26 protein-coding genes are annotated in these 24,874 nt (G+C 61.6%); 13 read left to right on the top strand and 13 right to left on the bottom strand.

What is annotated here, in order from left to right:
* Positions 1-90: 90 nt before the first annotated feature.
* The 4 genes from trmB to VNV36_RS11380 all read right to left on the bottom strand — a co-directional run bounded on the left by trmB (position 91) and on the right by VNV36_RS11380 (position 2,429).
* Complete coding sequence (gene trmB / locus VNV36_RS11395; RefSeq protein WP_325717840.1) at positions 91-816, bottom strand: tRNA (guanosine(46)-N7)-methyltransferase TrmB; 726 nt, start codon at positions 814-816, stop codon at positions 91-93.
* 9 nt (positions 817-825) lie between these two features.
* A complete protein-coding gene (locus VNV36_RS11390) occupies positions 826-1,620 on the bottom strand; it encodes a thiazole synthase (RefSeq protein WP_325717839.1) in 795 nt (264 codons plus the stop codon).
* Between the two features lie 54 nt (positions 1,621-1,674).
* Positions 1,675-1,875 carry a sulfur carrier protein ThiS gene (gene thiS, locus VNV36_RS11385; protein WP_325717838.1) on the bottom strand — a complete coding sequence of 67 codons (201 nt, stop codon included), beginning with the start codon at positions 1,873-1,875 and terminating at the stop codon, positions 1,675-1,677.
* 182 nt (positions 1,876-2,057) lie between these two features.
* Positions 2,058-2,429 (bottom strand): DUF423 domain-containing protein, encoded by a 372-nt coding sequence (locus VNV36_RS11380; RefSeq protein ID WP_325717837.1) that lies wholly within the window; start codon positions 2,427-2,429, stop codon positions 2,058-2,060.
* Between the two features lie 74 nt (positions 2,430-2,503).
* Between VNV36_RS11380 and mtgA the strand changes: the two genes are divergently transcribed.
* The gene (mtgA, locus tag VNV36_RS11375) at positions 2,504-3,226 is read left to right on the top strand and encodes a monofunctional biosynthetic peptidoglycan transglycosylase (protein WP_325717836.1); all 723 of its coding nucleotides are present in this window, start codon (positions 2,504-2,506) and stop codon (positions 3,224-3,226) included.
* 150 nt (positions 3,227-3,376) lie between these two features.
* Here mtgA and rpoH read toward each other — a convergent pair whose 3' ends face one another.
* The 4 genes from rpoH to ftsY form a co-directional block, all read right to left on the bottom strand.
* The gene (rpoH, locus tag VNV36_RS11370) at positions 3,377-4,231 is read right to left on the bottom strand and encodes an RNA polymerase sigma factor RpoH (protein ID WP_016772717.1); all 855 of its coding nucleotides are present in this window, start codon (positions 4,229-4,231) and stop codon (positions 3,377-3,379) included.
* A 115-nt stretch (positions 4,232-4,346) separates the two neighbouring features.
* Complete coding sequence (gene ftsX / locus VNV36_RS11365; RefSeq protein WP_053124717.1) at positions 4,347-5,372, bottom strand: permease-like cell division protein FtsX; 1,026 nt, start codon at positions 5,370-5,372, stop codon at positions 4,347-4,349.
* Positions 5,369-6,040, bottom strand: coding sequence for a cell division ATP-binding protein FtsE (gene ftsE, locus VNV36_RS11360; protein WP_016772715.1), 672 nt, complete (start codon positions 6,038-6,040; stop codon positions 5,369-5,371). The genes ftsX and ftsE overlap by 4 nt, the downstream gene beginning before the upstream one ends.
* Entirely contained in the window at positions 6,037-7,515 is a 1,479-nt protein-coding gene (gene ftsY, locus VNV36_RS11355) for a signal recognition particle-docking protein FtsY (protein WP_325717835.1), read from the bottom strand. Before ftsY ends, ftsE begins: the two co-directional genes overlap by 4 nt.
* Positions 7,516-7,859: 344 nt before the next feature.
* Here ftsY and VNV36_RS11350 point away from each other — a divergent pair, with 344 nt between their 5' ends.
* The 6 genes from VNV36_RS11350 (at position 7,860) to VNV36_RS11325 (ending at position 15,288) form a co-directional block, all read left to right on the top strand.
* Positions 7,860-9,215: a M16 family metallopeptidase gene (locus VNV36_RS11350; protein ID WP_325717834.1), complete on the top strand. Its 1,356-nt coding sequence runs from the start codon at positions 7,860-7,862 to the stop codon at positions 9,213-9,215.
* Positions 9,208-10,698 (top strand): M16 family metallopeptidase, encoded by a 1,491-nt coding sequence (locus tag VNV36_RS11345; RefSeq protein ID WP_325717833.1) that lies wholly within the window; start codon positions 9,208-9,210, stop codon positions 10,696-10,698. Before VNV36_RS11350 ends, VNV36_RS11345 begins: the two co-directional genes overlap by 8 nt.
* On the top strand, positions 10,698-11,300 hold the full coding sequence (gene rsmD, locus VNV36_RS11340; RefSeq protein WP_325717832.1) for a 16S rRNA (guanine(966)-N(2))-methyltransferase RsmD: 603 nt from the start codon (positions 10,698-10,700) through the stop codon (positions 11,298-11,300). Before VNV36_RS11345 ends, rsmD begins: the two co-directional genes overlap by 1 nt.
* Positions 11,301-11,398: 98 nt before the next feature.
* Complete coding sequence (locus tag VNV36_RS11335) at positions 11,399-12,739, top strand: M16 family metallopeptidase (RefSeq protein ID WP_325717831.1); 1,341 nt, start codon at positions 11,399-11,401, stop codon at positions 12,737-12,739.
* Positions 12,736-14,211: a M16 family metallopeptidase gene (locus VNV36_RS11330; protein WP_325717830.1), complete on the top strand. Its 1,476-nt coding sequence runs from the start codon at positions 12,736-12,738 to the stop codon at positions 14,209-14,211. The genes VNV36_RS11335 and VNV36_RS11330 overlap by 4 nt, the downstream gene beginning before the upstream one ends.
* Positions 14,212-14,280: 69 nt before the next feature.
* Positions 14,281-15,288 (top strand): hydrolase, encoded by a 1,008-nt coding sequence (locus VNV36_RS11325; RefSeq protein ID WP_325717829.1) that lies wholly within the window; start codon positions 14,281-14,283, stop codon positions 15,286-15,288.
* Positions 15,289-15,543: 255 nt separating this feature from the next.
* Here the strand turns inward: VNV36_RS11325 and VNV36_RS11320 are convergent, their stop codons facing one another.
* On the bottom strand, positions 15,544-16,398 hold the full coding sequence (locus tag VNV36_RS11320; protein WP_325717828.1) for a sulfurtransferase: 855 nt from the start codon (positions 16,396-16,398) through the stop codon (positions 15,544-15,546).
* Positions 16,399-16,429: 31 nt separating this feature from the next.
* Positions 16,430-17,101, bottom strand: a complete 672-nt coding sequence (locus tag VNV36_RS11315; protein ID WP_325717827.1) for a TetR/AcrR family transcriptional regulator — start codon at positions 17,099-17,101, stop codon at positions 16,430-16,432.
* Between the two features lie 147 nt (positions 17,102-17,248).
* On the opposite strand from VNV36_RS11315, the gene VNV36_RS11310 reads away from it, so the two are divergent.
* From VNV36_RS11310 to VNV36_RS11290, 5 genes are all read left to right on the top strand, one after another.
* Positions 17,249-18,679, top strand: coding sequence for a coniferyl aldehyde dehydrogenase (locus VNV36_RS11310; protein WP_325717826.1), 1,431 nt, complete (start codon positions 17,249-17,251; stop codon positions 18,677-18,679).
* A 29-nt stretch (positions 18,680-18,708) separates the two neighbouring features.
* A complete protein-coding gene (locus tag VNV36_RS11305) occupies positions 18,709-19,254 on the top strand; it encodes a twin-arginine translocation pathway signal protein (RefSeq protein WP_325717825.1) in 546 nt (181 codons plus the stop codon).
* Between the two features lie 122 nt (positions 19,255-19,376).
* The gene (locus VNV36_RS11300; protein WP_325717824.1) at positions 19,377-20,972 is read left to right on the top strand and encodes a GMC family oxidoreductase; all 1,596 of its coding nucleotides are present in this window, start codon (positions 19,377-19,379) and stop codon (positions 20,970-20,972) included.
* Positions 20,973-21,087: 115 nt separating this feature from the next.
* On the top strand, positions 21,088-21,567 hold the full coding sequence (gene coaD / locus VNV36_RS11295) for a pantetheine-phosphate adenylyltransferase (protein WP_325717823.1): 480 nt from the start codon (positions 21,088-21,090) through the stop codon (positions 21,565-21,567).
* Positions 21,568-21,714: 147 nt separating this feature from the next.
* Positions 21,715-21,966, top strand: coding sequence for a YfhL family 4Fe-4S dicluster ferredoxin (locus tag VNV36_RS11290; RefSeq protein ID WP_003195146.1), 252 nt, complete (start codon positions 21,715-21,717; stop codon positions 21,964-21,966).
* Positions 21,967-22,059: 93 nt separating this feature from the next.
* On the opposite strand, the gene VNV36_RS11285 is transcribed toward VNV36_RS11290, so the two are convergent.
* The 3 genes from VNV36_RS11285 to VNV36_RS11275 are packed head-to-tail and all read right to left on the bottom strand — an operon-like array spanning position 22,060 to position 24,077.
* Positions 22,060-22,383 carry a multidrug transporter gene (locus tag VNV36_RS11285; RefSeq protein WP_325717822.1) on the bottom strand — a complete coding sequence of 108 codons (324 nt, stop codon included), beginning with the start codon at positions 22,381-22,383 and terminating at the stop codon, positions 22,060-22,062.
* Between the two features lie 56 nt (positions 22,384-22,439).
* Positions 22,440-23,252, bottom strand: a complete 813-nt coding sequence (gene mutM, locus VNV36_RS11280) for a bifunctional DNA-formamidopyrimidine glycosylase/DNA-(apurinic or apyrimidinic site) lyase (RefSeq protein WP_325717821.1) — start codon at positions 23,250-23,252, stop codon at positions 22,440-22,442.
* Between the two features lie 12 nt (positions 23,253-23,264).
* On the bottom strand, positions 23,265-24,077 hold the full coding sequence (locus VNV36_RS11275) for an HDOD domain-containing protein (RefSeq protein ID WP_325717846.1): 813 nt from the start codon (positions 24,075-24,077) through the stop codon (positions 23,265-23,267).
* Positions 24,078-24,305: 228 nt separating this feature from the next.
* Here VNV36_RS11275 and VNV36_RS11270 point away from each other — a divergent pair, with 228 nt between their 5' ends.
* Positions 24,306-24,845, top strand: a complete 540-nt coding sequence (locus VNV36_RS11270) for a type 1 glutamine amidotransferase domain-containing protein (protein WP_064364734.1) — start codon at positions 24,306-24,308, stop codon at positions 24,843-24,845.
* The last annotated feature ends 29 nt before the right edge of the window (positions 24,846-24,874 follow it).

Here is a 24,874-nt window from a genome sequence, read left to right as displayed (position 1 = left end):
AGCTGCGGCACGCTGCGATCTTTTGATCTTCAAAATCAAGATCAAAAGATCGCAGCGTGCCGCAGCTCCTACAGGAGTGTTGCGTGATGCTTAAGACAGCTTTTCGAACTTCAGATCCCACACGCCATGGCCGAGGCGTTCGCCGCGGCGTTCGAACTTGGTGATCGGACGTTCGGCCGGACGTGGGACGCATTTGCCGTCTTCGGCGAGGTTGCGGTAGCCCGGGGCGACGTTCATCACTTCCAGCATGTATTCGGCATACGGCTCCCAGTCGGTGGCCATGTGCAGAATGCCGCCGACCTTCAACTTGCTGCGCACCAGTTCGGCAAACGAGGCCTGCACGATGCGACGCTTGTGGTGACGACTCTTGTGCCATGGGTCGGGGAAGAACAGCATCAGGCGATCGAGGCTGTTGTCGGCGATGCACCGGTTGAGCACTTCGATCGCATCGCAATCGTAGACCCGCAGATTGGTCAGGCCCTGCGTCAGCACGCCATTGAGCAACGCGCCGACACCCGGACGATGCACTTCTACACCGATGAAATCCTGCTCCGGGGCCGCAGCGGCCATTTCCAGCAGCGAGTGGCCCATGCCGAAACCGATTTCCAGCGAGCGCGGTGCCGAGCGGCCGAACACCTGGTCGTAATCGACGGGCGCATCGGCCAGCGGCAGCACGTAAAGCGGTGCGCCCTGATCGAGGCCGCGTTGCTGGCCTTCGGTCATGCGCCCGGCGCGCATCACAAAACTCTTGATGCGGCGGTGTTGGCGCTCGTCGCCTTCGTCCGTCTGGACAGGGATGTCGTTCGATTCAGTCATCAATGGCTCTTACTTGATCAGACCATCCAGCGGCGAAGAGGCGCTGGCGTAGAGTTTTTTCTGCATACGGCCGGCGAGGTAGGCCAGGCGGCCGGCGACGATGGCATGGCGCATGGCTTGCGCCATCATTACCGGCTGCTGAGCGTGGGCGATCGCCGAGTTCATCAGCACGGCGTCGCAACCCAGTTCCATGGCGATGGTCGCGTCGGACGCGGTACCGACACCGGCATCCACCAGCACCGGGATTTTGGCTTCTTCGAGGATGATCTGCAGGTTGTATGGATTGCAGATGCCCAGACCGGAGCCGATCAGACCGGCCAGGGGCATCACCGCGATGCAGCCGATTTCCGCCAACTGGCGAGCGATGATCGGGTCATCGCTGGTGTAGACCATCACGTCGAAGCCTTCCTTGACCAGCGTTTCGGCGGCCTTGAGGGTTTCGATCACGTTGGGAAACAGGGTTTTCTGGTCAGCCAGCACTTCCAGCTTCACCAGATTGTGGCCGTCGAGCAGCTCACGCGCCAGGCGGCAGGTGCGCACCGCTTCGATGGCGTCGTAGCAGCCGGCGGTGTTTGGCAGGAAGGTGTAGCGATCCGGCGACAGCACTTCGAGCAGGTTCGGCTCGCCTTCGATCTGGCCCAGGTTGGTTCGGCGCACGGCGAAGGTGACGATCTCGGCACCCGAGGCTTCGATGGCCTGGCGGGTTTCTTCCATGTCACGGTACTTGCCGGTACCGACCAGCAAACGCGACTGGTAAGTACGACCGGCCAGCACAAAAGGCTTGTCGCTACGAACGATGCTCATGGGGAATCCTCTTGAGGGGTGAGGGTCTTGCAAATGCTGCGCGCAGCTGATGAATCAACCGCCGCCGATGGCATGGACCACTTCGACGCTGTCGCCGTCATTCAGTGTGGTATCGGCATGCTGGCTGCGCGGAACGATGTCCAGATTGAGCTCGACCGCCAACCGGCGTCCGGTCAGCTCCAGACGGTTGATCAGGTCCGCAACGGTTTCACCGTCGGGCAATTCAAAGGACTCACCGTTCAACTGAATGCGCATGCACAACGCCGCCATCATTTTTAGGGGCTGGCATTCTAGCCCGATCAGTCAGGCTGACCCAAGCCATTCGTCTTGAAACACGTTCCGTGTAGGAGCTGCCGAAGGCTGCGATCTTTTGATCTTGAAAAACAAAATCAAAAGATCGCAGCCTTCGGCAGCTCCTACAGGAGGGAGCGTCAGATTCAGGATAGGCGCCAGGCGGCGAGGCCGAGGCAAACCCAACCGATGAGAAACGCGAGGCCACCAAACGGGGTAATGATGCCGAGCTTGCTGATGCCAGTGGTGGTCAGGAGATAGAGACTGCCGGAGAACAGCAGGATGCCGACGGTGAAGCAAACACCGGCCCAAGTGATCAGCCGCCCTTGCATTTGCGTGGCCAGCAACGCCACCCCGAACAGCGCAAGAGTGTGCACCAATTGATAGGTGACGCCGGTGTGGAAAATTGTCAGGTATTCGGGCGTCAGACGATTTTTCAGACCGTGGGCAGCAAAAGCGCCCAGCGCAACACCGGTGAATCCGAAAAAAGCGGCCAGCATCAAAAAGCCACGCAGCATGGGGAACTCCAGTCAGACGCGATCGGCAGGGTCTGTATAATGGCCCGCTCCACGGGTTCGGCCAAGCCATCTCTATGCTGCGTTCAATTTTCCGTCGTCTCACGAAGGCCCTGCTCTGGTTCGCTGCAGGCAGTGTGTTGCTGGTGCTGGTGTTTCGCTTCGTGCCGCCGCCGGGTACGGCGCTGATGGTCGAGCGCAAGGTTGAATCATGGATCGATGGCGAGCCGATCGACCTGCAACGCACGTGGAAGCCGTGGGATCAGATCTCCGACGATCTCAAGGTGGCGGTCATGGCGGGTGAAGATCAGAAGTTTCCCGAGCATTGGGGCTTTGATTTCAGCGCTATCCAGGCAGCGTTGGCGCATAACGAACTCGGCGGCTCGATTCGCGGTGCCAGCACCTTGAGCCAGCAAGTCTCGAAAAACCTGTTTCTATGGGCAGGTCGCAGCTATCTGCGCAAAGGCCTGGAGGCCTGGTTCACGACGCTGATCGAGGTGTTCTGGCCCAAGCAGCGGATTCTTGAGGTGTACCTGAACAGTGTCGAGTGGGATGACGGCGTATTTGGTGCCGAGGCCGCAGCCCGCCATCACTTTGGCGTGAGCGCGAAGTCATTGTCGCGCCAGCAGGCGAGTTATCTGGCGGCGGTACTGCCCAATCCGCGGGTGTGGAGTGCGAGTCATCCGACTGGCTATGTATCACGTCGGGCCGGGTGGATTCGGCAGCAGATGAGTCAGTTGGGTGGGACGAGTTATCTGACGGGGCTTAATGATTCGCGACGGGCGCCTTGGGCGGAATGAATCAAAAGCAAAGATCGCAGCCTTCGGCAGCTCCTACAGGTGGAGTGCGATCCCATGTAGGAGCTGCCGAAGGCTGCGATCTTTTGATCTTCCAATCAAAAACGCCCCGATCATCGCTGATCGGGGCGTTTTTTATTGCGGATTCACCGGTTAGGCGGCAATCGACAACTTGAGCTTGTTCATCGCGCTCTTTTCAAGCTGACGGATACGCTCGGCCGACACGTTGTACTTCTGCGCCAGGTCGTGCAGCGTGGCTTTTTCTTCCGCCAGCCAGCGCTGGTAGAGGATGTCACGGCTGCGCTCGTCCAGCACTTCCAGTGCTTCGTGCAGGTTGGTGTTGGAGTTGTCGCTCCAGTCGGCATCTTCCAGCTGACGCGCCGGGTCGTACCGGTGGTCTTCCAGGTAGTTGGCCGGCGACTGGAAAGCGCTGTCGTCGTCGGCTTCGGCAGCCGGGTCGAAGGCCATGTCATGGCCGGTCAGGCGACTTTCCATCTCGCGCACTTCCCGCGGCTCGACGCCGAGGCTTTCCGCCACGCGGTGCACTTCCTCGTTGTTCAACCACGCCAGACGTTTCTTCTGGCTGCGCAGATTGAAGAACAGCTTGCGCTGGGCCTTGGTGGTCGCGACTTTCACAATGCGCCAGTTGCGCAGGATGAACTCGTGGATTTCCGCCTTGATCCAGTGCACGGCGAACGACACCAGACGCACACCCATTTCCGGGTTGAAGCGCTTGACGGCCTTCATCAGGCCGACGTTGCCTTCCTGGATCAGGTCAGCCTGAGCCAGACCGTAGCCGGAATAACTACGGGCAATGTGTACGACAAAACGCAGGTGGGCGAGCACCATCTGCCGAGCCGCCCCCAAATCCTGCTCATAGTAGAGACTCTCGGCCAGTTCACGCTCCTGCTCCGGCGTCAGCAAGGGAATGCTGTTGACGGTGTGCACGTAGGCTTCCAGGTTCGCACCCGGAACCAACGCATACGCAGGTTGCAAAGAATTGGTCATACGAAAAAACCTCCCACTCACATACTCGTGCCTCTCGGCACTGCGAAAAATTGACCGGGAACTCAAGTACAAGTTCCCATAAAAACCGCAAGGTCAATCACGCGCAAAAAAGATTCTACTTCGGCGCCAGCTCCCTGAGATGACGTGCGACTGCAATCCATGCACCGATATAACCCAACAGCACCGCGCCAAGCAAGAGCGACAGACCGTCGGCCACTGGCACGCCGGCCAGGGCGAAATCACTGCCGTACAAGCCGGCCAGTCCAACCACCGCATCGTTCAGCCAGTTCAGGCCGAACGCCAACACACCCCAGGACAACAGCCCCGCACCGAAGCCATACAACGCGCCCATATAAAGGAAAGGGCGGCGCACATAACTGTCAGTGCCGCCGACGAGTTTAATCACTTCTATCTCGGTGCGGCGGTTTTCAATATGAAGACGAATGGTATTGCCTATCACCAAAAGTAATGCAGACACCAACAACACCGTCAGACCGAAGACAAAGCGGTCGCCCAGCTTGAGGATGGCGGCCAGACGCTCGACCCAGACTAGATCAAGTTGCGCCTGTTGTACCTTGGGCAACTCGGAAAGTTTTTGTCTTAATGCTTCGAGTGTCGGCTTGTCGACTTCGTTCGGTGTAACCAAAACCACACCGGGCAACGGGTTCTCGGGCAACTCACGCAGGGCTTCACCCAGACCGGACTGCTGCTGGAACTCCTCCAGCGCCTGATCGCGGCCGACATATTCGGCATCCGCTACGCCGGGCATGCCTTTGATTTGCTCACGCAGCGACTCGCCCTGCTCCGGGCTGGCGTCGAGCTGCAGGTACAGCGAAATCTGCGCCGCGCGCTGCCAGGAACCGCCGAGGCGTTCGACGTTATTGAGCAACAGCGAAAGACCCATCGGCAGGCTCAACGCCACCGCCATCACCATGCAGGTGAAGAAGCTGCCGATCGGCTGTTTGCCGAGACGGCGCAGGCTGTCGAGCAGGCTGGCGCGATGGCTTTCGATCCAGGCACGGAACAGCGTGGCGAAGTCCGGGCCATCATCATCGTCATGTTTTTTCTTCTTCTGCGGTTGCGGGTCGGCGGCCTTCGGGGCCACGCGCTCGGAAACCTTCGGACTACGCGTAGCGCTCATACCCCGGCCTCCCCGTCGCCGATCAATCGACCGCGTTGCAGGGTCAGCATGCGATGACGCATGCGGGCGATCAGCGCCAGGTCGTGGCTGGCGATCAGCACACTGGTGCCCAGACGGTTGATGTCTTCGAACACGCCCATGATTTCGGCGGCCAGACGCGGGTCGAGGTTGCCGGTCGGTTCGTCCGCCAACAACAGCGCCGGGCGATGGACAATGGCGCGGGCGATGCCGACGCGTTGTTGCTGACCGGTGGACAGGTCGCCTGGGTACAGATCGGATTTATCCGACAGCGCCACGCGCTCAAGCGCCGAATCGACGCGTTTGGCGATTTCGACCTTGGACAAACCAAGAATCTGCAGCGGCAACGCGACGTTGTTGAACACCGTGCGATCGAACAGCAACTGGTGATTCTGGAACACCACACCGATCTGTCGGCGCAGAAACGGAATCTGCGCGTTGCTGATGGTGCTCAGGTCCTGCCCGGCGAGCAGCAGTTTGCCGCTGGTCGGGCGCTCCATCGCCAGCAACAGGCGCAACAGCGTGGATTTACCGGCACCGGAGTGGCCGGTGACAAACAAGAATTCGCCACGACGGACTCGAAAGCTCAGCTCATGCAAGCCGACGTGACCGTTCGGGTAGCGTTTACCGACCTGTTCGAAACGAATCATGAACGCTCCCGCTCGGCAAACAGTGCCTGGACAAAGGGTTCGGCTTCAAAGGTACGCAAATCGTCGATGCCCTCTCCGACACCGATGTAGCGGATCGGCAGGCCGAACTGCTTGGCCAGGGCGAAAATCACCCCGCCCTTGGCAGTGCCGTCGAGCTTGGTCAGCGCCAGGCCGGTCAGTTCGACGGTCTGGTTGAACTGCTTGGCCTGGTTGATGGCGTTCTGGCCAGTGCCGGCGTCGAGCACCAGCAGCACTTCGTGCGGCGCATCAGCATCAAGCTTGCCAATCACCCGGCGAACCTTCTTCAGCTCCTCCATCAGATTGTCTTTGGTGTGCAGGCGCCCGGCGGTATCAGCGATCAACACGTCGATGCCCCGGGCCTTGGCGGCCTGCACGGCATCGAAGATCACCGAAGCCGAATCGGCACCGGTGTGCTGGGCGATCACCGGGATCTTGTTGCGCTCACCCCAGACCTGCAATTGCTCCACCGCAGCGGCGCGGAAGGTGTCGCCGGCGGCCAGCATGACTTTCTTGCCTTCCAGCTGCAGCTTCTTCGCCAGTTTGCCGATGGTGGTGGTCTTGCCAGCGCCGTTGACGCCTACCACCAGAATCACGAACGGCTTGTTCTGCGAGGCGATCTTCAGCGGTTGCTCGACCGGCTTGAGCATCGCTGCCAGCTCGGCCTGCAGGGATTTGTACAGCGCGTCGGCGTCGGCCAGCTCCTTGCGCGCAACCTTCTGGGTCAGGCGCTGGATGATCTGGGTGGTGGCTTCGACACCAACGTCAGCGGTGAGCAGACGGGTTTCGAGGTCGTCGAGCAGGTCATCGTCGATAGTCTTGCGGCCGAGGAACAGGCTGGCCATGCCTTCGCCGATGCTGGCGCTGGTCTTCGACAGGCCCTGCTTGAGGCGGGCGAAGAAACCGGCTTTGGTTTCTTCGGTGCGCGGGGTTTCGACTGGCGTTTCTACAGGCGCTTGGACCGGCACGATCGGAGCGACAACTGGCGCAGCGGCAATCGGTGCAGGCTCCGAGGGCGGGACAACCGGGGCGGCGGGTTCAGAAATGACCGGAGCTGGCTCGACAACCGGCTCAGGCACAGGCTGCGCAGCCACCTCGACAACCGGCGCAGGAATCACTGGCGTCACATGTGGCGCCGCTTCTTCAACCAGCGCGACAGGTTCTTCTGCCACCGGCAAGGCCAGCCACGGCTCGGCGGCGGGCGTCAGCGGCAGTTCGGGAGCGGCGGGCACTTGCAGCTCGGCTTCAGCCTCCGGTTGCAGCACCGGTTCGGCGATCGGCAGCACAATCGGCACCGGCTCTTCTTCTATTGCAGGTGCCGGCGCGGGGGCCGGCTCGGGAACCGCGGGCGGCTGTTCGATGACGGGCTCCTGCGGTTTCTTCCGCAGCCATCCGAACAGGCTTTTCTTCTCGCCAGCCGCAGCTGGGCTCTTCTTGTCGTCGTTGGAACCAAACATGGAGGACGGCTATCTCACGGTAGCGACGCGCCAACAGGGCGCCCCGGCAAATAAATATTCGATGCAGAACAGACTGTGTTTCATCCAGCTTGTTCACGGGCAACATTTTGTCGAGGCGCCGCAGGCACCTCAAGGATCGTTTTAACGAAGGGTTAAACCGGTAAAAATCGGCGAAAAAGCGCAGTCTAGTCGATAAACCGCATCATTCTGCCATGAACCCATACAGTCCAATCAGCGTTCGGAGCCTGATAGACGTGGTCGCCGGTAAAACGGATCAGTATCCTAGCACCTCCTCGCCCGCCTAGGCTAAGACCAGGCAGGCAGCCCAACAGGTTGAAAAACGAATGAATGCTCTAGCCCGCCGCGCTGCTGGCCTGCTGCTCAGCGCAGTCTGCCTGCCCCTTTCGGCCCTGGCGGCCGACCCGCAACCGACCCATGAATTCACCCTCGACAACGGCCTCAAGGTCGTTGTGCGCGAAGACCATCGTGCACCTGTCGTTGTTTCGCAGATCTGGTACAAGGTCGGCTCCAGCTACGAAACCCCGGGCCAGACCGGTTTGTCCCACGCGCTCGAACACATGATGTTCAAGGGCAGCGAAAAAGTCGGCCCCGGCGAAGCCTCGCTGATCCTGCGCGACCTCGGCGCCGAAGAGAACGCCTTCACCAGCGATGATTTCACCGCTTATTACCAGGTCCTGGCCCGCGACCGCCTCGGCGTTGCCTTTGAGCTGGAAGCCGATCGCATGGCCAACCTGCGCCTGCCGGCCGACGAGTTCGCCAAGGAAATCGAAGTCATCAAGGAAGAACGCCGCTTGCGCACCGATGACAAGCCGATGTCCAAGGCCTATGAGCGCTACAAGGCCATGGCCTACCCGGCCAGCGGCTACCACACGCCGACCATCGGCTGGATGGCCGACCTGGAACGCATGAAGGTCGAGGAGCTGCGCCACTGGTATCAATCCTGGTATGCGCCGAACAACGCCACGCTGGTGGTAGTCGGTGACGTGACCCCGGACGAAGTGAAAACCCTCGCCCAACGCTATTTCGGCCCGATCGCCAAACGCGACGTGCCACCGGCGAAAAAACCGCTGGAACTGGCCGAGCCCGGCGAACGCCAGATCACCCTGCGCGTGCAGACCCAACTGCCCAGCCTGATGCTCGGTTTCAACGTGCCGAGCATTGCCACGGCCGAGGACAAACGCTCGGTCAATGCCCTGCGCCTGATCTCGGCCCTGCTCGACGGCGGCTACAGCGGGCGCATCCCGACGCAACTTGAGCGCGGCGAAGAACTGGTCTCCGGCGGTTCGTCGGACTATGACGCCTACAGCCGTGGCGACAGCCTGTTTACCCTGTCGGCCACGCCGAACACGCAAAAGAAAAAGACCATCGCTCAGGCTGAAGCCGGGCTGTGGAAACTGCTCGAGCAGCTGAAAACCACCGCACCGTCCACCGAAGAACTGCAGCGCGTGCGCGCACAGGTCATTGCCGGTCTGGTCTACGAGCGTGACTCGATCACCAGTCAGGCCACCACCATCGGGCAACTGGAGACGGTCGGTCTGTCGTGGAAACTGATGGACACCGAACTGGCCGATCTGGAAAGCGTAACCCCGCAAGATATCCAGAACGCCGCGAAAAAGTATTTCACCCGCGAACGTCTCAGCGTCGCCCACGTCCTGCCAATGGAGACGACTCATGAGTGAGCGCAAAACCCCACGCCTGTTGCTGCTCGGCCTGATTGCTGTCGCGGTGATCGGCTCGGCAGTGGTGTATCTGTCGCCAAGCGCTGACAGCAAGGCCAGCGAAGCACTGGATAACGCCAAAACCAGCCAAAAGTTGCAATCGCTGGCCGAACTCGACGGCAAGGCCCCGGCCAGCCGCAAGCTCGACGTGCAGACCTGGAACACCGCCGAAGGCGCCAAAGTGCTGTTTGTCGAAGCCCATGAGCTGCCGATGTTCGACATGCGCCTGATCTTCGCCGCCGGCAGCAGCCAGGACGGCAACGCGCCCGGCCTCGCCGTGCTGACCAACGCCATGCTCAACGAAGGTATTGCCGGCAAAGACGTTGGCGCCATTGCTCAGGGCTTTGAAGGCCTCGGTGCCGATTTCGGCAACGGTGCGTTCAAGGACATGGCGCTGGCCTCGCTGCGCAGCCTGAGCGCACCCGAGCAGCGTGAACCGGCGCTGAAGCTGTTCGCCGAAGTGGTCGGCAAACCAACCTTCCCCGCCGATTCCTTCGCGCGCATCAAGAATCAGTTGCTCGCCGGTTTCGAATACCAGAAACAGAACCCCGGCAAACTCGCCAGCCTCGAGCTGATGAAGCGTCTGTACGGCGATCACCCGTACGCGCATTCCAGCGATGGCACTGCGCAGAGCGTGCCGCAGATCACCCTCGCGCAGTTGCGTGAATTCCACGCCAAAGCCTACGCGGCGGGTAACGCTGTGATTGCGCTGGTCGGTGATTTGTCCCGCGCCGAGGCCGAGGCGATCGCCAACCAGGTTTCCTCTGCCCTGCCCAAAGGCCCGGCACTGGCGAAGATCGCGCCGCCGCAGGAACCGAAAGCCAGCGTAAACCACATCGAGTTCCCATCGAAACAGACCAACCTGATGCTCGCGCAACTGGGCATCGATCGCGACGATCCGGATTACGCCGCGCTGTCGATGGGCAACCAGATCCTCGGTGGCGGTGGTTTCGGTACGCGCCTGATGAGCGAAGTGCGCGAGAAGCGTGGCCTCACGTACGGCGTGTATTCGGCGTTCAGCCCGATGCAGGCCCGCGGCCCGTTCATGATCAACCTGCAGACCCGCGCCGAAATGAGCGAAGGCACCCTGAAACTGGTCCAGGACGTGCTCGCCGACTACCTGAAAACCGGGCCGACGCAGAAAGAGCTCGACGATGCCAAGCGCGAACTGGCCGGCAGCTTCCCGCTGTCTACCGCGAGCAACGCCGACATCGTTGGCCAACTCGGCGCGATGGGCTTCTATAATCTGCCGCTGAGCTATCTGGACGACTTCATGCGTCAGTCGCAGAGCCTGACCGTCGAACAGGTTCGCGAGGCGTTGAACAAACACCTGAGCACGGAGAAGATGGTCATCGTCACCGCTGGCCCGACCGTGCCGCAAAAGCCGTTACCGGCCCCATCTGATAAACCTGCCGAGCAACCGCTCGGGGTTCCGGAGCATTAATGGCGACTCGAGCACCGAAGAAACCTGCGCAGAACGTGCACAACGGCGTGAACCAGCTGCGCATCATTGGTGGCCAGTGGCGCAGCCGCAAGCTGAGCTTCCCTGATGCCCCGGGCTTGCGTCCGACGCCGGATCGCGTGCGTGAAACTCTGTTCAACTGGCTCGCGCCATACGTCGAAGGGGCGAAAGTGCTGGACCCGTTCGCCGGCAGCGGCGCGCTGTTCCTCGAAGCGTTGTCCCGTGGCGCGGCCACCGCTCAGGCACTGGACGCCAGCCACGTTGCGGTTTCCAGTCTGAAGAAACACCTCGGCACCCTGCGCTGCAGCAACGGTCAGGTACAGACCGCCGACGCACTGCGCTATCTGGAAACCCAGACCGCGACCCCCTTCGATCTGGTGTTTCTCGACCCACCGTTCAACCAGAACCTGTTGCCGTCGGTGTGCGCACTGCTGGAGGAACGGCAGTGGCTGGCGCCCGATTCGTGGATCTACACCGAGAGCGAAACGGCGCCATCGACGCTGGGCCTGCCGGGTAACTGGCGCCTGCACCGTGAACAGAAATCCGGTCGCGTGTTTTACGCGTTGTGGCAACGCAGCGCCTGAGTCGTTTGCAGTGCGGTAGATAGTTACCGCACCCTTCTGCCCGAAGTCCGCCACAGTGGTTGTCGCAACCTGCGTTAACCACTGAGGACTTTTCGCGTATGGATACGCTCTGCAGCCGGATGCTGCTTTTTCTTGGCCTGGCGCCGTTCATGACGCTGGCCGCCACGCCACCGCCCACTCATCAATTCACCCTGGACAACGGTCTGCAAGTGTTGATCCGCGAGGATCACCGTGCGCCACTGGTCACCTCGCACCTCTGGTTCAAGGTCGGCTCGGCCGACGAAGCACCTGGGCAGACCGGGCTATCGCACGTTCTTGAACACATGCTTTACAAAGGCAGCGGCAAGACCTGTGCCGATGAGGCCTCACGCATTCTCGAATCGATTGGCGCCGAGGAAAACGCCTTCACCACGCAAGACGTCACCGGATACCACCAGACCCTGGCGCCGCGCTATCTGGGTGTAGTCTTCGAACTGATGGCCGACCTGATGTCGACAGCACGTTTGCATGCCGATGACCTGGCCAGAGAAATAGCGGTGATCCGCGAAGAACGTATTCTGCGCACCGACGACAACGTCGACGCTGCCGCGCTGGAGCACTTCACCGCACTGGCCCACTTCGCCAATAGCTATCGCACTCCCACCATCGGCTGGATGCACGATCTGCAGCGCGTCGACGCCGGCGAGCTACGCCACTGGTATGAAAGCCGTTATGCACCGGGCAATGCCGTGCTGGTGATCGTTGGCGATGTCACGCTTGCGCAGGTCCAGCCGCTGGCCGAGCGCTATTTCGGCGTACTCCAGAAGCGTCCGGTTCCGCGCCTGCTGCGCCCCGTCGAACTGCAACTGCCCGGCGAGCGCCACCTGACCTTGCACCGCGACGTCGCCACACCGCAATTGCTCATGGCTTTCAATCTGCCGGGCCTGGCCACGGCAAAAGATCCGCACACCGTACACGCCCTGCGCCTGCTCAACGCCCTGCTCGGCGGCGCCGACAGTGCGCGCCTGCCGAAGAAACTGGAACTGACCGAGCGCGTACTCAATCACGTCGAAACCCGCTACGACGAGCGGACCCGCGGCGACAGCCTTCTGCTGTTGTCCGCCGAACTGACCGATCCGCCCCAGGCGGATCTCGATGAGGTGCAAGCACGAATCTGGCAGGAAATAGAAGCGTTGCGCAGCACGCCGCCATCGCTGGACGAACTTGAGCGGGCACGTACCCGGCTGATCGCACAGCAGGTGTACGCCCGGGATTCGATTGCAAAGCAGGCCCGCGAGCTCGCCACGTTTCAGACCATCGGCCTGCCTTGGCGCCTGCTCGACGAAGACGCCCGGGCCCTGGCAAAAGTGACTCCACAAGACATTCGCGAGGCGGCATCCACCTGGCTGACCCGCGAGCGGCTGAGCGTCGTTCATGTCCAGAAGGGAGGTGGCCGATGACCCGATTTTCGCGCTTCGTGGGGTTCCTGTTGATGACGGGGCTGACAGCTGCAGCAGCGTGCGCTGATGGTCAGCCCGCGCAAGGACCCGGCTCACGCCTGCAATCACTCGGTGAAGTCGCAGCGGTTGAACTCAAACCGCGCCCATTGCAGATCAAAGGCTGGAAGACCCACTCCGGCACCAAAGTGCTGTTCGTGCGCACGACCGATCTGCCGATGTTCGATATCCACGTCAGCTTTGCCGCGGGCAGCGCCCGGGACGGTCTTCTGCCGGGCCTGGCGGCCACGACCATGTCCCTGCTTAGCGAGGGCATCCCCGGCAAGGACTTGCCCGCCATTACCGAAACGCTGGACGGGCTGGGCGCGCAATTGGAGTTCGACATTGATCATGATCGGGCCTGTTTCTCGTTGCGCAGCCTCAGCGATCCGGCAAAACGTCTGCCGGCTCTGGATCTGCTGACAAGGATTTTAAGCGAGCCGTTGCTCAGCGAAGATCGCCTGCCGCCAGTCAAAGACGAACTGCGCGCCGCCCTCGTCGACCAGCAAGGCGATGCCGGCGATCTGGCCTTGCAGCAAGTCAAGGCACTGCTCGCGCCTGACAACCCTTACAGCCTTCCGGTTTACGGTACAGAGCAGGGTCTGAGCGCGGTGACACGCTCCGCTGTACAAGACTTTCACCGCCGCTACTATGCCGCCCGGCATGCGCAAATCACGCTCGTGGGCGATCTTTCCCTGGAGCAGGCGCAAGCGATGAGTCTGCAAATCAGCAACGCCTTGCCCACGCCACGCGACGGCTACATGGCTTCAGCAACAGCGACCCCTGGAGACGTGCAGACGCGCCACCTCGAATTTGCGCAACAGCAAACCCATATTGTGTTTGCCCAACCCAGCGTACCGCGCCGACACGCCGATCACGCCGCCCTGTATGCCGCCAGCCAGATCCTCGGCGGTGGCAGCAACAGCCGACTGATGAAAGAGCTGCGGCACAAGCGCGGCCTGGTGTACGACGCCTACAGCGCCAACGACAACTGGGCCGGCGGCGCCGGGTTGCTGACCATTGCCCTGCAGGTCGGCAGCCCGCTGCGCGACGCCACCCTCGCGCTGGTGCGCTCCATGCTCGATGACTTTCTCCGGGACGGGCCGACCGCCATGGAGCTCGACCACCTCAAGCGCCGACTGGCCCACCGAAACGTACTGAACAGCGCAAGCAACCGGCAGATACTGGCCAGACTGGTGGAGATCAACCGCTACGATCTGCCACTGGATCTGGATTATGCAATGCAACAGATCCAGCGGTTGACGGTGGAGGACATCAAACACGCCTTGAGTCGTCACTTGTCCGCAGACCGATGGCTGTCGGTCGCGGTCGGCGCCAGTGTCGAGCAGCAGCCACTGCCTGAACCGGTAACGCCGCCGACCGGACAGACCGAGCAGAGCACTTGTCGCGCCGACCCGAGCTTTGTGGCAAGTTAGGTGCTTTCGTTGAAAGCGGCGGACGCCCTGTGCTCCTGCCGCTTTACGCAAGCCCTGTCGAGATTTGCCGTGCAACCACCGTCCCCGCTTCCTGCCTCGCGTTTCACTCCGGCCTTCGGCCTCGGCAATCCGCATCTGCAAACCTTGTGGGGACCGCTGTGGCGCAAGACCGTGCATATTGAACGTGAGCGAGAACGCCTTTGGCTCGAAGACGGTGACTTCCTCGACCTCGACTGGCACGGCCCGCACAGCGCCGAGGCGCCCCTGGTGTTGGTTTTGCACGGTTTGACCGGTTCTTCCAATTCGCCGTACGTGGCGGGGATCCAAAAGGCCCTGGCCGATCGGGGCTGGGCCAGCGTCGCGCTGAACTGGCGCGGCTGCTCCGGCGAGCCGAACCTGCTGCCACGCAGCTACCATTCCGGTGCCAGTGAGGATCTTGTCGAAGCCATCCGACACCTGCGCGCCAAACGCCCGCTGGCGCCGCTGTATGCGGTCGGCTATTCGCTGGGTGGCAATGTGCTGCTCAAACACCTTGGCGAAACCGGCAGCAACAGCGGCGTGCTCGGCGCGGTGGCAGTGTCGGTACCGTTTCGGCTCGACCAGTGTGCCGATCGCATCGGCCAAGGCTTCTCGCGGGTGTATCAGGCGCATTTCATGCGCGAAATGGTCGCCTACATCAAGAACAAGCAACGCCAGTTCCAGCACGACGGACGCGAGGACGGGCTGGCAAAACTGGCGGCGCTCGGCTCGCTGGAAAACATGCGCACGTTCTGGGATTTCGACGGCCGGGTGACTGCGCCACTGCACGGCTTCAACGATGCCGAGGATTACTACCGCCGCGCCTCGAGCCGCTATTATCTCGGCGCGATCCGCACACCGACGCTGATCATTCAGGCAGCGGACGATCCTTTCGTGTTCCCGCACAGCCTGCCGCAAGCCGACGAGTTGTCGGCCAGCACGCAGTTCGAGCTGCAGGCGCGGGGCGGGCATGTCGGTTTCGTCGATGGCTCGGTTCGTCGGCCAGGGTATTACCTGGAGCGGCGCATTCCGCAATGGCTGGCCGCCACCGGTCTGTGAACGCCGCATATCCCGTGCAGGAGCGAGCCTGCTCGCGATGGCGGTGTGTCAGTCTGGAAATTCACTGCCTGACAGGGCGCCTTCGCGAGCAAGCTCGCTCCCACAGGGGGTCTGCGCTTTGATCAAATTTTGCGATGTAATAAAAGACTTTGTGGGAGCGAGCCTGCTCGCGAAGGCGGTGTGTCAGTCAGCATTGAAATCACAGACATATCGCTATCGCGAGCAGGCTCACTCCCACAGGGGGATTTGCGGGGATTATTCGCCGGTGGCAATGCCCCGCGACGGCTCATTGATCCACTCACTCCACGATCCGGCATAAAGCGCCCCCAGCGGATAGCCCGCCAGGCACAGCGCAAACAGGTTGTGGCATGCCGTCACTCCGGAGCCGCAATAGGCGACCAGTTCCGACGGCGAGCGATCGCCCAGTTTCGCGGCAAAGCGCTGCTTGAGCTGCTCCGCCGGCAGAAAGCGCCCGTCACTGCCAAGGTTGTCGGTGAACGCCGCGCATTGCGCTCCGGGAATGTGTCCGGCCACCGGATCGATCGGCTCCACCTCGCCCCTGAAGCGCGGCAAGGCCCGGGCGTCGATCAGGGTCAGCGTTGGCTGGCCGAGACGTTGCTGCAATTGCTCGGCGCTGAGCAGCAGGCTCATGTCCGGCTGACCGTTGAAGTCGCCCGGCGTCACGCTCGGAGGATCCAGGCTCAGCGGCAGACCGGCCGCGTGCCAGGCCTTGAGCCCGCCATCGAGAATGAACACGCCGTCGCGCTTGCCCAGCCATGCAAGCAACCACCACGCCCGCGCCGCATAGGCGCCCGGGCCGTCGTCATACAGAACCACTTCGCTGTCATTGCTGATGCCCCAGGCTTGCAGGCGCTCGATCAATGCCGCCGGCTCGGGCAACGGGTGACGCCCGGTCACGCCCTTCACGACGTTGCCGCTCAGATCACGCTCCAGGTCGGCAAAACTCGCCCCGGCGATGTGCCCTTCGGCGTAGCTGCGCTGGCCATAGTCCGGGTCTTCGAGGGCGAAACGACAATCGAGGATCACCAGCCCCGGCTGCTCTTTGCGAGCGTCCAGTGCCGGTGGGCTGATCAACTGCGCAATCGACATAACGGGCTCCTGTGGATTTCGGCAGAACGGTTTAATTCACGTCTTCGAGGGCCTGGGCCAGCGGTACATAGAATTCGTCGAACAGCGCGTTGACTTCATCCCGCGCCTGATCGGTGACAAATCCCGCCTCCAGTACCAGCACCTGGTAGACCCCACGCTTCACGGCCTGCTCGCTGAGGTGATTGGAATTTTCCCGCGTGGTGCACAGAAACCGTACCCACGAAGTCAGGATGATCCACGCGTTGAGGGTCAGCGATTCGATCTGCACGCGATCCATTTTCAGGATGCCGGCGGCGACAAAACCTTCGTAGATCGCGGCGCCCTGGATCACACAACGCTGGGAAAAACGCCGGTAGCGCGCAGCCAGTTCCGCATCGCTGTCGAGCAGATGTTCGAGGTCGCGGTGCAGAAAACGGTAGCGCCACATGGCCGAGAGCAGTTCCTTCAAATAGAAACGCTTGTCTTCGACGGTCGCCGGGCGTCCCTGGGGCGGGCGCAAAAAGCTGTCCACCAAGGCTTCGTACTCACTGAACAACACGGCGATGATCGCCTGCTTGTTGGGGAAGTGGTAGTACAGGTTGCCCGGAGAAATCTCCATGTGCGCGGCGATGTGGTTGGTGCTGACGCTGCGCTCGCCCTGCTGATTGAACAGCTCCAGGCTGTTCTGAACGATGCGCTCGCTGGTTTTTATTCGTGGGGCCATGGCTTGAGCTTTAATTCAGAGTGCGTTGACGGCGCATCTTACGACCTAACCGGAAATGGATAAAACACTGCCGTGCACGGAAGTCGTTTGACTTTCTAGAGCACGGACTCTAAAAAGTCCTCATTACAATAAAATCCGGAGCCTGCGATGACCGCCGACATTGCCTACCTGAAAACGCTGCAACAGCCACTCGAAACCCTCGATCGGCAGTTCCAGGCACAACGTGCTGCGTATGCCGCCAACCCGATGCCGCCCGCCGCGCAACGTCGCCAGTGGCTCATGGCTTTGCGCGATTTGCTCAGTAATGAGCGCCAGGCATTGATCGATGCGATCAGCGCCGACTTCAGTCACCGCAGCGCCGACGAAACCCTGCTCGCCGAATTGATGCCGAGCCTGCACGGCATCCACTACGCCAGCCGCCACCTGAAAAACTGGATGAAGCCCTCGCGTCGCAAGGTTGGCATGGCGTTCCAGCCCGCCTCGGCGAAAGTGGTCTATCAGCCGCTGGGCGTGGTGGGCGTGATCGTGCCGTGGAACTACCCGCTGTACCTGGCCGTAGGCCCGATGGTCGGCGCCCTGGCAGCGGGCAATCGGGGGATGCTTAAGCTCAGCGAATCGACCCCGGCCACCGGACTGCTGCTCAAGGAACTGTTCTCACGGATCTTTCCCCAAGACCTGGTCTGCGTAGTGCTCGGCGAGGCCGATGTCGGCGTGGCCTTCTCGCGCCTGCCCTTCGATCACCTGCTGTTCACCGGTTCCACCAGCGTCGGCAAACACGTCATGCGCGCTGCGGCAGAGAACCTCACGCCCGTCACGCTGGAGCTGGGCGGCAAGTCGCCGGCCATCGTTTCCAGGGACGTGCCGCTCAAGGACGCCGCCGAACGCATCGCCTTCGGCAAAACCCTTAACGCCGGGCAGACCTGCGTCGCGCCCGACTATGTGCTGGTGCCGGAAAACCGCGTCGGCGCCTTCGTCGAAGCCTATCGCCAGGCCGTGCAGGGCTTTTATCCGAGCCTGGTCGACAATGCTGATTACACCGCCATCATCAACGAGCGCCAATTGGCGCGGCTCAACGGTTACATCAGCGACGCGACCAGCAAAGGCGCGCTGCTGATCCGGTTGTTCGAGCAAGGCCAGGGCCGGCGCATGCCGCACAGCGTGCTGCTCAATGTCAGCGATGAGATGACCGTGATGCAGGACGAAATCTTCGGCCCGCTGTTGCCGATCGTGCCGTATCGCGACCTGGAACAGGCATTTGCCTACATCAATCAGCGGCCACGTCCTCTGGCTCTCTACTACTTCGGCTACGACAAACGCGAACAGAATCGCGTGCTGCACGAGACCCATTCCGGCGGCGTGTGCCTCAACGACACTCTGCTGCACGTCGCCCAGGACGATATGCCGTTCGGTGGCATCGGCCCCTCGGGCATGGGCCATTACCACGGCCACGAAGGTTTCCTGACCTTCAGCAAAGCCAAAGGCGTGCTGAGCAAACAACGCTTCAACGCCGCCCGGCTGATCTACCCGCCGTACGGCACGTCGATTCAGAAACTGATCCAGAAACTGTTCATTCGCTAAACGTTCGTCGACACCGGGTAATAAAAACAATGCACCCAAGCCTGACCGAAACACCCGCCCTCTCGCGCCGCAGCCTGCTGAAATTCAGCCTCGGCGCTACGGCATTTCTCGCCACCGCCGGCCTTGGCGCCTGCCTCACTGGCTGCTCGTCGAGCGTCGCGGCCAGCGGCTTCGCCAGCCTGCGCGACGGCGATCTGCTGTTCCTGCGCGCGCTGATCCCGGTGATGCTCGAAGGTGCCGTGGCCACGGAGAAAATGCCCGCAGCGGTGGACGCTACGCTGAAATCGCTGGACTACAGCCTCAATCACCTGTCGCCGGAAATGCTCAAGCTCACCCGACAACTGTTCGACGTACTCGGCATGGCGGTGACCCGTGGGCCGCTCACCGGTATCTGGGGCAGTTGGGAAAACGCCAGCGCCGAAGCAATGCGGCATTTCCTCGAGCGCTGGGAAAACAGTTCCCTGAACCTGCTGCGCATGGGCCACAGCTCGTTGCAGCAGATGGTGCTGATGGCCTGGTACACCCGCGCCGAATCCTGGGCGCATTGCGGTTATCCCGGCCCGCCGAAAGTCTGATGACCGCGTCGCGCCGTTCGCGAGCAGGCTCGCTCCCACAGGAAAAATGCATTTCAGAATGTGGGAGCGAGCCTGCTCGCGAAGAGGTCATCACGAACAACAAGAACAAGAGAACCTGATCGATGCCCGTACCCGACCCCTTCCGCGAAGGCCTCGCCCGAGGCTGGAAAACCTACAACGGCGCGCAGTTGAGCGACGACCTTACGCTCAAGGCCGATGTCGCCATCATCGGCAGCGGCGCCGGCGGCGGCACCACGGCGGAAATCCTCAGCGCGGCGGGCTACAAGGTTTTGCTGATCGAAGAAGGCCCGCTGAAAACCAGTTCGGACTTCAAGCTGCTCGAAGACGAGGCCTACAGCAGTCTCTATCAGGAAGGCATCGGCCGCATGAGCAAGGATGGCGCGATCACCATCCTGCAGGGTCGCGCGGTGGGCGGCACAACGTTGATCAACTGGACCTCGAGCTTTCGCACGCCCGAGCCAACCCTGGAACACTGGGCCAGCGAACACAACGTCAAAGGCCACAGCCCGGTGGAAATGGCGCCGTGGTTCGCAAAAATGGAGCAGCGCCTCGGTGTAGCCCCATGGATGGTACCGCCCAACGCCAACAACGAGGTGATCCGCAAAGGTTGCGAACAGCTCGGCTACAGCTGGCATGTGATCCCGCGCAATGTGCGAGGCTGCTGGAACCTCGGCTATTGCGGCATGGGCTGCCCGAGCAATGCCAAGCAATCGATGATGGTTACGACGATTCCGGCGACTCTGGAAAAGGGCGGCGAGCTGCTGTACCTGGCGCGAGTGGAAAAGCTGCTGATCACTGGCGACAAAGTAGCGGGTCTGCACTGCGTGGCAATGGACGAACGTTGCGTCGAACCCACCGGGCGCCGCATCACGGTCAAGGCGCGTCACTACGTGCTGGCCGGCGGCGGCATCAACAGCCCGGCGCTGTTGCTGCGTTCCGATGCGCCGGATCCCCATGCCTGTCTGGGCAAGCGCACCTTTCTGCACCCGGTGAACATGTCCGCCGCGCGCTTTGCCGAGGTGGTCAATCCGTTCTACGGCGCGCCGCAATCGATTTACTCCGACCATTTCCAATGGAAGGACGGCATCACCGGGCCGATGGCGTTCAAACTCGAAGTGCCACCGCTGCATCCGGCGCTGGCGGCCACGCTGCTCGGCGGTTTCGGCGAGGAGAGCGCGCGACACATGGCCGACCTGCCGCACACCCACGCGATGCTGGCGCTGCTGCGCGACGGCTTCCATCCGGACAGCAGCGGCGGCTCGGTGGAACTGCGCGGGGACGGTTCGCCGGTACTCGACTATCAAGTCTCGCAGTACGCCTGGGACGGTTTGCGCCGGGCGTTTCACGTCATGGCTGAAATTCAGTTCGCCGGCGGCGCGCAATCGGTGATGCCGATGCATGCCGACGGGCGATATGTGAACACACTGGCTAAAGCGCGCTCGCTGATCGACGGTTTGAGCATGGAGTTATATCGCACTCGTCTGGGCAGCGCGCATGTGATGGGTGGCTGCGCGATGGGGGAGGATCCGAAAAGCGCGGTCGCCGACAGCCTCGGTCGCCATCACCAGTTGAGTAATCTGTCGATTCACGATGGCTCGCTGTTTCCCACCAGCATCGGCGCCAACCCGCAGCTGTCGGTGTATGGCCTGACCGCGCAACTGGCGACGGCGCTCGCCGAGCGGCTGAAAAACCCATGAAAAAGCCGCATATTCCTATCGTCTATAGTGCTTTCTTACCCAACAGGCGACTTGGCCGACCGGGAAGGCTGCGATACCATCCGACTCCCCAACGGACTCCCGCCAGGACGACGCGATGAACCGAGTGTTGTACCCAGGTACCTTCGACCCTATTACCAAGGGCCATGGCGATCTGGTCGAGCGCGCCTCGCGCCTGTTCGATCACGTGATCATTGCGGTCGCCGCCAGCCCGAAAAAGAACCCGCTGTTTGCGCTGGAGCAACGGGTCGAACTGGCTCGCGAGGTCACCAGGCACCTGCCGAACGTGGAAGTGGTCGGTTTTTCGACGCTGCTTGCGCATTTCGCCAAAGAGCAGAACGCCAATGTGTTCCTGCGTGGCCTGCGCGCGGTGTCGGACTTCGAATACGAATTCCAGTTGGCCAACATGAACCGCCAACTGGCGCCGGATGTGGAGAGCCTGTTTCTCACTCCATCCGAGCGCTATTCGTTCATTTCGTCGACATTGGTGCGGGAAATTGCCGCGCTGGGCGGCGATATCAGCAAGTTCGTCCACCCGGCCGTGGCCGACGCGCTGACCCTGCGCTTCAAAAAGTAGGAGCTGCCGAAGGCTGCGATCTTTTCGTTCTCGGATCGCAGCCCACAGTGCCCTTGATCGCCCCCGCGTGCACTGCGCTCGCCAATGCGGCACAATTGCGCGCATTGATTTATAGCGCCCGGGCCTGCCGCCCCGGCTGGAGTTAGCATGTCCCTGATCATCACCGACGATTGCATCAACTGCGACGTCTGCGAACCCGAGTGCCCGAACGCCGCCATTTCCCAAGGCGAAGAGATCTACGTGATCGACCCCAACCTGTGCACTCAGTGCGTCGGCCATTACGACGAGCCGCAGTGCCAGCAGGTTTGCCCGGTGGATTGCATTCCGCTGGACGAAGCCCATCCTGAGACTGAAGAACAGTTGATGGAGAAGTACCGCAAGATCACCGGCAAGGCCTGATTCGCTAAAAAGATCGCAGCCTTCGGCAGCTCCTACATGGATCGCATTCCTCTGTAGGAGCTGCCGAAGGCTGCGATCTTTTGATCTTGCCTTTCACTCGCGCTGCTCAAACCCTTCCCCTATACACCCCAGACACCGCACAAACGCCGCTTTCGCCGGATCGACCACCAGCGCCTGTCCCGCATCGCCCACGTTGCCGCCCAACGCGGTGAACGGCAACGACACCACAAACGCCCCCGCACCGATTACCGTTGCCACCACCAGCAAGGGCCGGGCAATCAGCAGGTCGCCGAGCATGGCGTACGCCGGGGGATTCTGGAGGGTGTAACGCGGATCACCGCTGCCGTTTTCCGAGGCCTGAACAACCGGACTGGAGCACAGCAGCAGGGTGACGAAGAAAACTTGCAGGACTTTCATGGCACGATCCTTCGGGCTGCACAGTGAGACTTCTCACTATAGACCGCAGGTTTTTTTCAGGTCTGGCAGCGTGGACAAAACACGCTGGCGCGTTGTCCCAGCTTCACTTCGCGCAGGCCGGTGCCGCAGATCTTGCAGTGCTGACCGCCTCGCCCGTAGACAAACAATTCCTGCTGGAAATACCCAGGCTGGCCATCGCCACCTATGAAATCGCGCAACGTGGTACCGCCACGCTCGATGGCTGCCGCAAGGATGCGTTTGATCTCGATCGCCAGTGTCAGATAGCGGTTTCTGGAAATGCCCCCGGCTGCGCGACGCGGATCGATGCCGGCGGCGAACAGCGCTTCCGTCGCATAAATATTGCCGACCCCGACCACCACGGCGTTGTCCATGATGAACGGCTTGACCGCCATCGCACGCCCGCGTGACAGCTGGAACAAGCGTTCGCCATCGAACAGATCGGTCAGCGGCTCCGGCCCGAGGCGAATCAGCAGCTCGTGGTTGAGCGGGTCGTTGCTCCACAGCATCGCACCGAAGCGTCGTGGATCGGTGTAGCGCAGGGCCAGTCCCGATTCCAGTTCTATATCGACGTGCTCGTGCTTGAGCGCGGGTAACCCGGCCTCGACCAGACGCAGGTTGCCCGACATGCCCAGATGGCTGATCAGCGTCCCGGCCTCGGCGTTGATCAACAGGTACTTGGCACGCCGCTCGACCAGCACGATGCGCTGTCCGGACAGGCGCACATCGAGGTCTTCCGGGATCGGCCAGCGCAGGCGCCGGTCGCGGACGATGACCCGGCTGACGCGCTGGCCTTCCAGGTGCGGGGCAATCCCGCGACGGGTGGTTTCGACTTCCGGCAGTTCAGGCATGGTGTCCTCGGATCAATGCGCGCCGAGGTCGCGGATCGTTTGTTTGAGCGTTTCGAAGTCGTAATCCGACAGGCCGACGTAATCGAGCACCAACGGCCCGACCGCATTCCACTCGAAATCTTCGGTCTGGTTGCCCAGCACCCGGTAGGAGGCGCAGATGTGCTCGGCCATTTTCAGGATCGCCAGCAGATTCTTCAGTTGGCTGTTCTTCGACGATTCGTCGCTGAAAATGGCCAGCGCATTGTGGTGATTGGCGATCGCGGCACTGACATGCTCCGGCAGGCGCCAGGACTTGGCGGTGTAGTAACCGACCACCGCATGGTTGGTGTTGAAGACACGGTTTTCCGTGTCGACCACACGGCAGTCCGGGCTGGCGCTGGCATAAGCCTCTTCCAGCACAGTCATGTAATCGGGAAAGCGCTGCAGCATCAACGGCACGCCACAATCGTGAAACAGGCCCAGGGCATAGGCTTCGTCACCCGCCTGGGTGCCGACGCGCTTGGCCAGAGTCAGGCAGGTCATCGCCACGTCCTGGGCGGTGTCCCAGAAACGGTTGAGAGTGACAATGGTGTCGTCGTTCATCTCGCCCTTGATCGACTGTGCGTTGATCAGGTTGATGATCGAACGGCTGCCCAGCAGGTTTACCGCACGCTGGATCGAGGTGATCTTGTTGCTCAGGCCGTAATACGGCGAGTTGACGATCTTCAGCAGCGCGCCGGACAGGCCGGGATCCTGGGAGATCAGCCTGGCGATCACCTCCAGATCCGGATCGGGCATGTACTGCTCCATTTGCAGATCCACCATGATCTGCGGTTGCGCCGGCACACTGATGCCTTGCAGCGATTGTTGAATCTGTTCGGTGGTCAGCTCTTGGGACATAAGTACACACTCCGGGGCAGGCGGCGATTCTAACCGCTGAAACAGCGCGACGACACACCGACGGGCACATCGTCGGAACTTTCATCCGGGCGCAGGCTTCGGACTCTGTAGGGCGCACTGGACCGCAGCGATCCAGTGCGAAGGCAAAATCTCCACAGACTCAGGAGCTTACCGATGGCAACTTCCCTCAATGGCAAACGCGTCGCTATTTTGGTTACCGATGGTTTCGAACAGGTCGAGCTGACAGGTCCCAAGGATGCCCTGGAACAGGCCGGCGTGCAGGTCGATATTCTTTCGGCCGAGGCCGGCACGGTCAAAGGCTGGAACCATGACAAACCGGCGGACGATTTTCCCGTCGCCAACACCTTCCAGGCTGTGAGCATCGACCAATATGACGCCGTGCTGCTGCCAGGCGGCGTACAGAACTCGGACACGATTCGCATCGATCAGGACGCTCAACATCTGGTCAAGACCGCCGCCTCGGCGGGCAAGCCGATCGCCGTGATCTGCCACGGCAGCTGGCTGCTGATCTCGGCAGGTCTGGTCAACGGCAAAACCATGACCAGCTACAAAACGGTCAAGGACGATCTGGTCAACGCCGGGGTCAACTGGGTCGATCAGGAAGTGGTCAAGGACGGCAACCTGATCAGCAGCCGCCAGCCGGATGATGTGCCGGCGTTCAGTCAGGCGCTGATTGACGCCCTGGCGGCGTAACCTTCGCATCACTTTCGCGAGCAGGCTCG

The organism is Pseudomonas sp. (genome assembly GCF_035554175.1).
In the GTDB taxonomy this organism is placed as follows: Bacteria; Pseudomonadota; Gammaproteobacteria; order Pseudomonadales; family Pseudomonadaceae; genus Aquipseudomonas.
The sequence above is the reverse complement of the archived record's forward strand: the minus strand, read 5'-3'. Positions and strand labels throughout refer to the sequence as shown.

Excerpts from the sequence above, each read along its gene's own strand:
- VNV36_RS11380 (WP_325717837.1), bottom strand. The coding sequence starts at position 2,429 with ATGCTGCGTGGCTTTTTGATGCTGGCCGCTTTTTTCGGATTCACCGGT.
- VNV36_RS11310 (WP_325717826.1), top strand. The coding sequence starts at position 17,249 with ATGACCGCCGACATTGCCTACCTGAAAACGCTGCAACAGCCACTCGAA.
- coaD (WP_325717823.1), top strand. The coding sequence starts at position 21,088 with ATGAACCGAGTGTTGTACCCAGGTACCTTCGACCCTATTACCAAGGGC.
- VNV36_RS11285 (WP_325717822.1), bottom strand. The coding sequence starts at position 22,383 with ATGAAAGTCCTGCAAGTTTTCTTCGTCACCCTGCTGCTGTGCTCCAGT.
- rsmD (WP_325717832.1), top strand. The coding sequence starts at position 10,698 with ATGGCGACTCGAGCACCGAAGAAACCTGCGCAGAACGTGCACAACGGC.
- thiS (WP_325717838.1), bottom strand. The coding sequence starts at position 1,875 with ATGCGCATTCAGTTGAACGGTGAGTCCTTTGAATTGCCCGACGGTGAA.
- ftsE (WP_016772715.1), bottom strand. The coding sequence starts at position 6,040 with ATGATTCGTTTCGAACAGGTCGGTAAACGCTACCCGAACGGTCACGTC.
- ftsX (WP_053124717.1), bottom strand. The coding sequence starts at position 5,372 with ATGAGCGCTACGCGTAGTCCGAAGGTTTCCGAGCGCGTGGCCCCGAAG.
- mutM (WP_325717821.1), bottom strand. The coding sequence starts at position 23,252 with ATGCCTGAACTGCCGGAAGTCGAAACCACCCGTCGCGGGATTGCCCCG.
- rpoH (WP_016772717.1), bottom strand. The coding sequence starts at position 4,231 with ATGACCAATTCTTTGCAACCTGCGTATGCGTTGGTTCCGGGTGCGAAC.
- VNV36_RS11305 (WP_325717825.1), top strand. The coding sequence starts at position 18,709 with ATGCACCCAAGCCTGACCGAAACACCCGCCCTCTCGCGCCGCAGCCTG.
- VNV36_RS11290 (WP_003195146.1), top strand. The coding sequence starts at position 21,715 with ATGTCCCTGATCATCACCGACGATTGCATCAACTGCGACGTCTGCGAA.
- VNV36_RS11270 (WP_064364734.1), top strand. The coding sequence starts at position 24,306 with ATGGCAACTTCCCTCAATGGCAAACGCGTCGCTATTTTGGTTACCGAT.
- VNV36_RS11390 (WP_325717839.1), bottom strand. The coding sequence starts at position 1,620 with ATGAGCATCGTTCGTAGCGACAAGCCTTTTGTGCTGGCCGGTCGTACT.
- mtgA (WP_325717836.1), top strand. The coding sequence starts at position 2,504 with ATGCTGCGTTCAATTTTCCGTCGTCTCACGAAGGCCCTGCTCTGGTTC.
- VNV36_RS11350 (WP_325717834.1), top strand. The coding sequence starts at position 7,860 with ATGAATGCTCTAGCCCGCCGCGCTGCTGGCCTGCTGCTCAGCGCAGTC.
- VNV36_RS11315 (WP_325717827.1), bottom strand. The coding sequence starts at position 17,101 with ATGGCCCCACGAATAAAAACCAGCGAGCGCATCGTTCAGAACAGCCTG.
- VNV36_RS11320 (WP_325717828.1), bottom strand. The coding sequence starts at position 16,398 with ATGTCGATTGCGCAGTTGATCAGCCCACCGGCACTGGACGCTCGCAAA.
- VNV36_RS11345 (WP_325717833.1), top strand. The coding sequence starts at position 9,208 with ATGAGTGAGCGCAAAACCCCACGCCTGTTGCTGCTCGGCCTGATTGCT.
- VNV36_RS11335 (WP_325717831.1), top strand. The coding sequence starts at position 11,399 with ATGGATACGCTCTGCAGCCGGATGCTGCTTTTTCTTGGCCTGGCGCCG.
- VNV36_RS11300 (WP_325717824.1), top strand. The coding sequence starts at position 19,377 with ATGCCCGTACCCGACCCCTTCCGCGAAGGCCTCGCCCGAGGCTGGAAA.
- ftsY (WP_325717835.1), bottom strand. The coding sequence starts at position 7,515 with ATGTTTGGTTCCAACGACGACAAGAAGAGCCCAGCTGCGGCTGGCGAG.
- trmB (WP_325717840.1), bottom strand. The coding sequence starts at position 816 with ATGACTGAATCGAACGACATCCCTGTCCAGACGGACGAAGGCGACGAG.
- VNV36_RS11330 (WP_325717830.1), top strand. The coding sequence starts at position 12,736 with ATGACCCGATTTTCGCGCTTCGTGGGGTTCCTGTTGATGACGGGGCTG.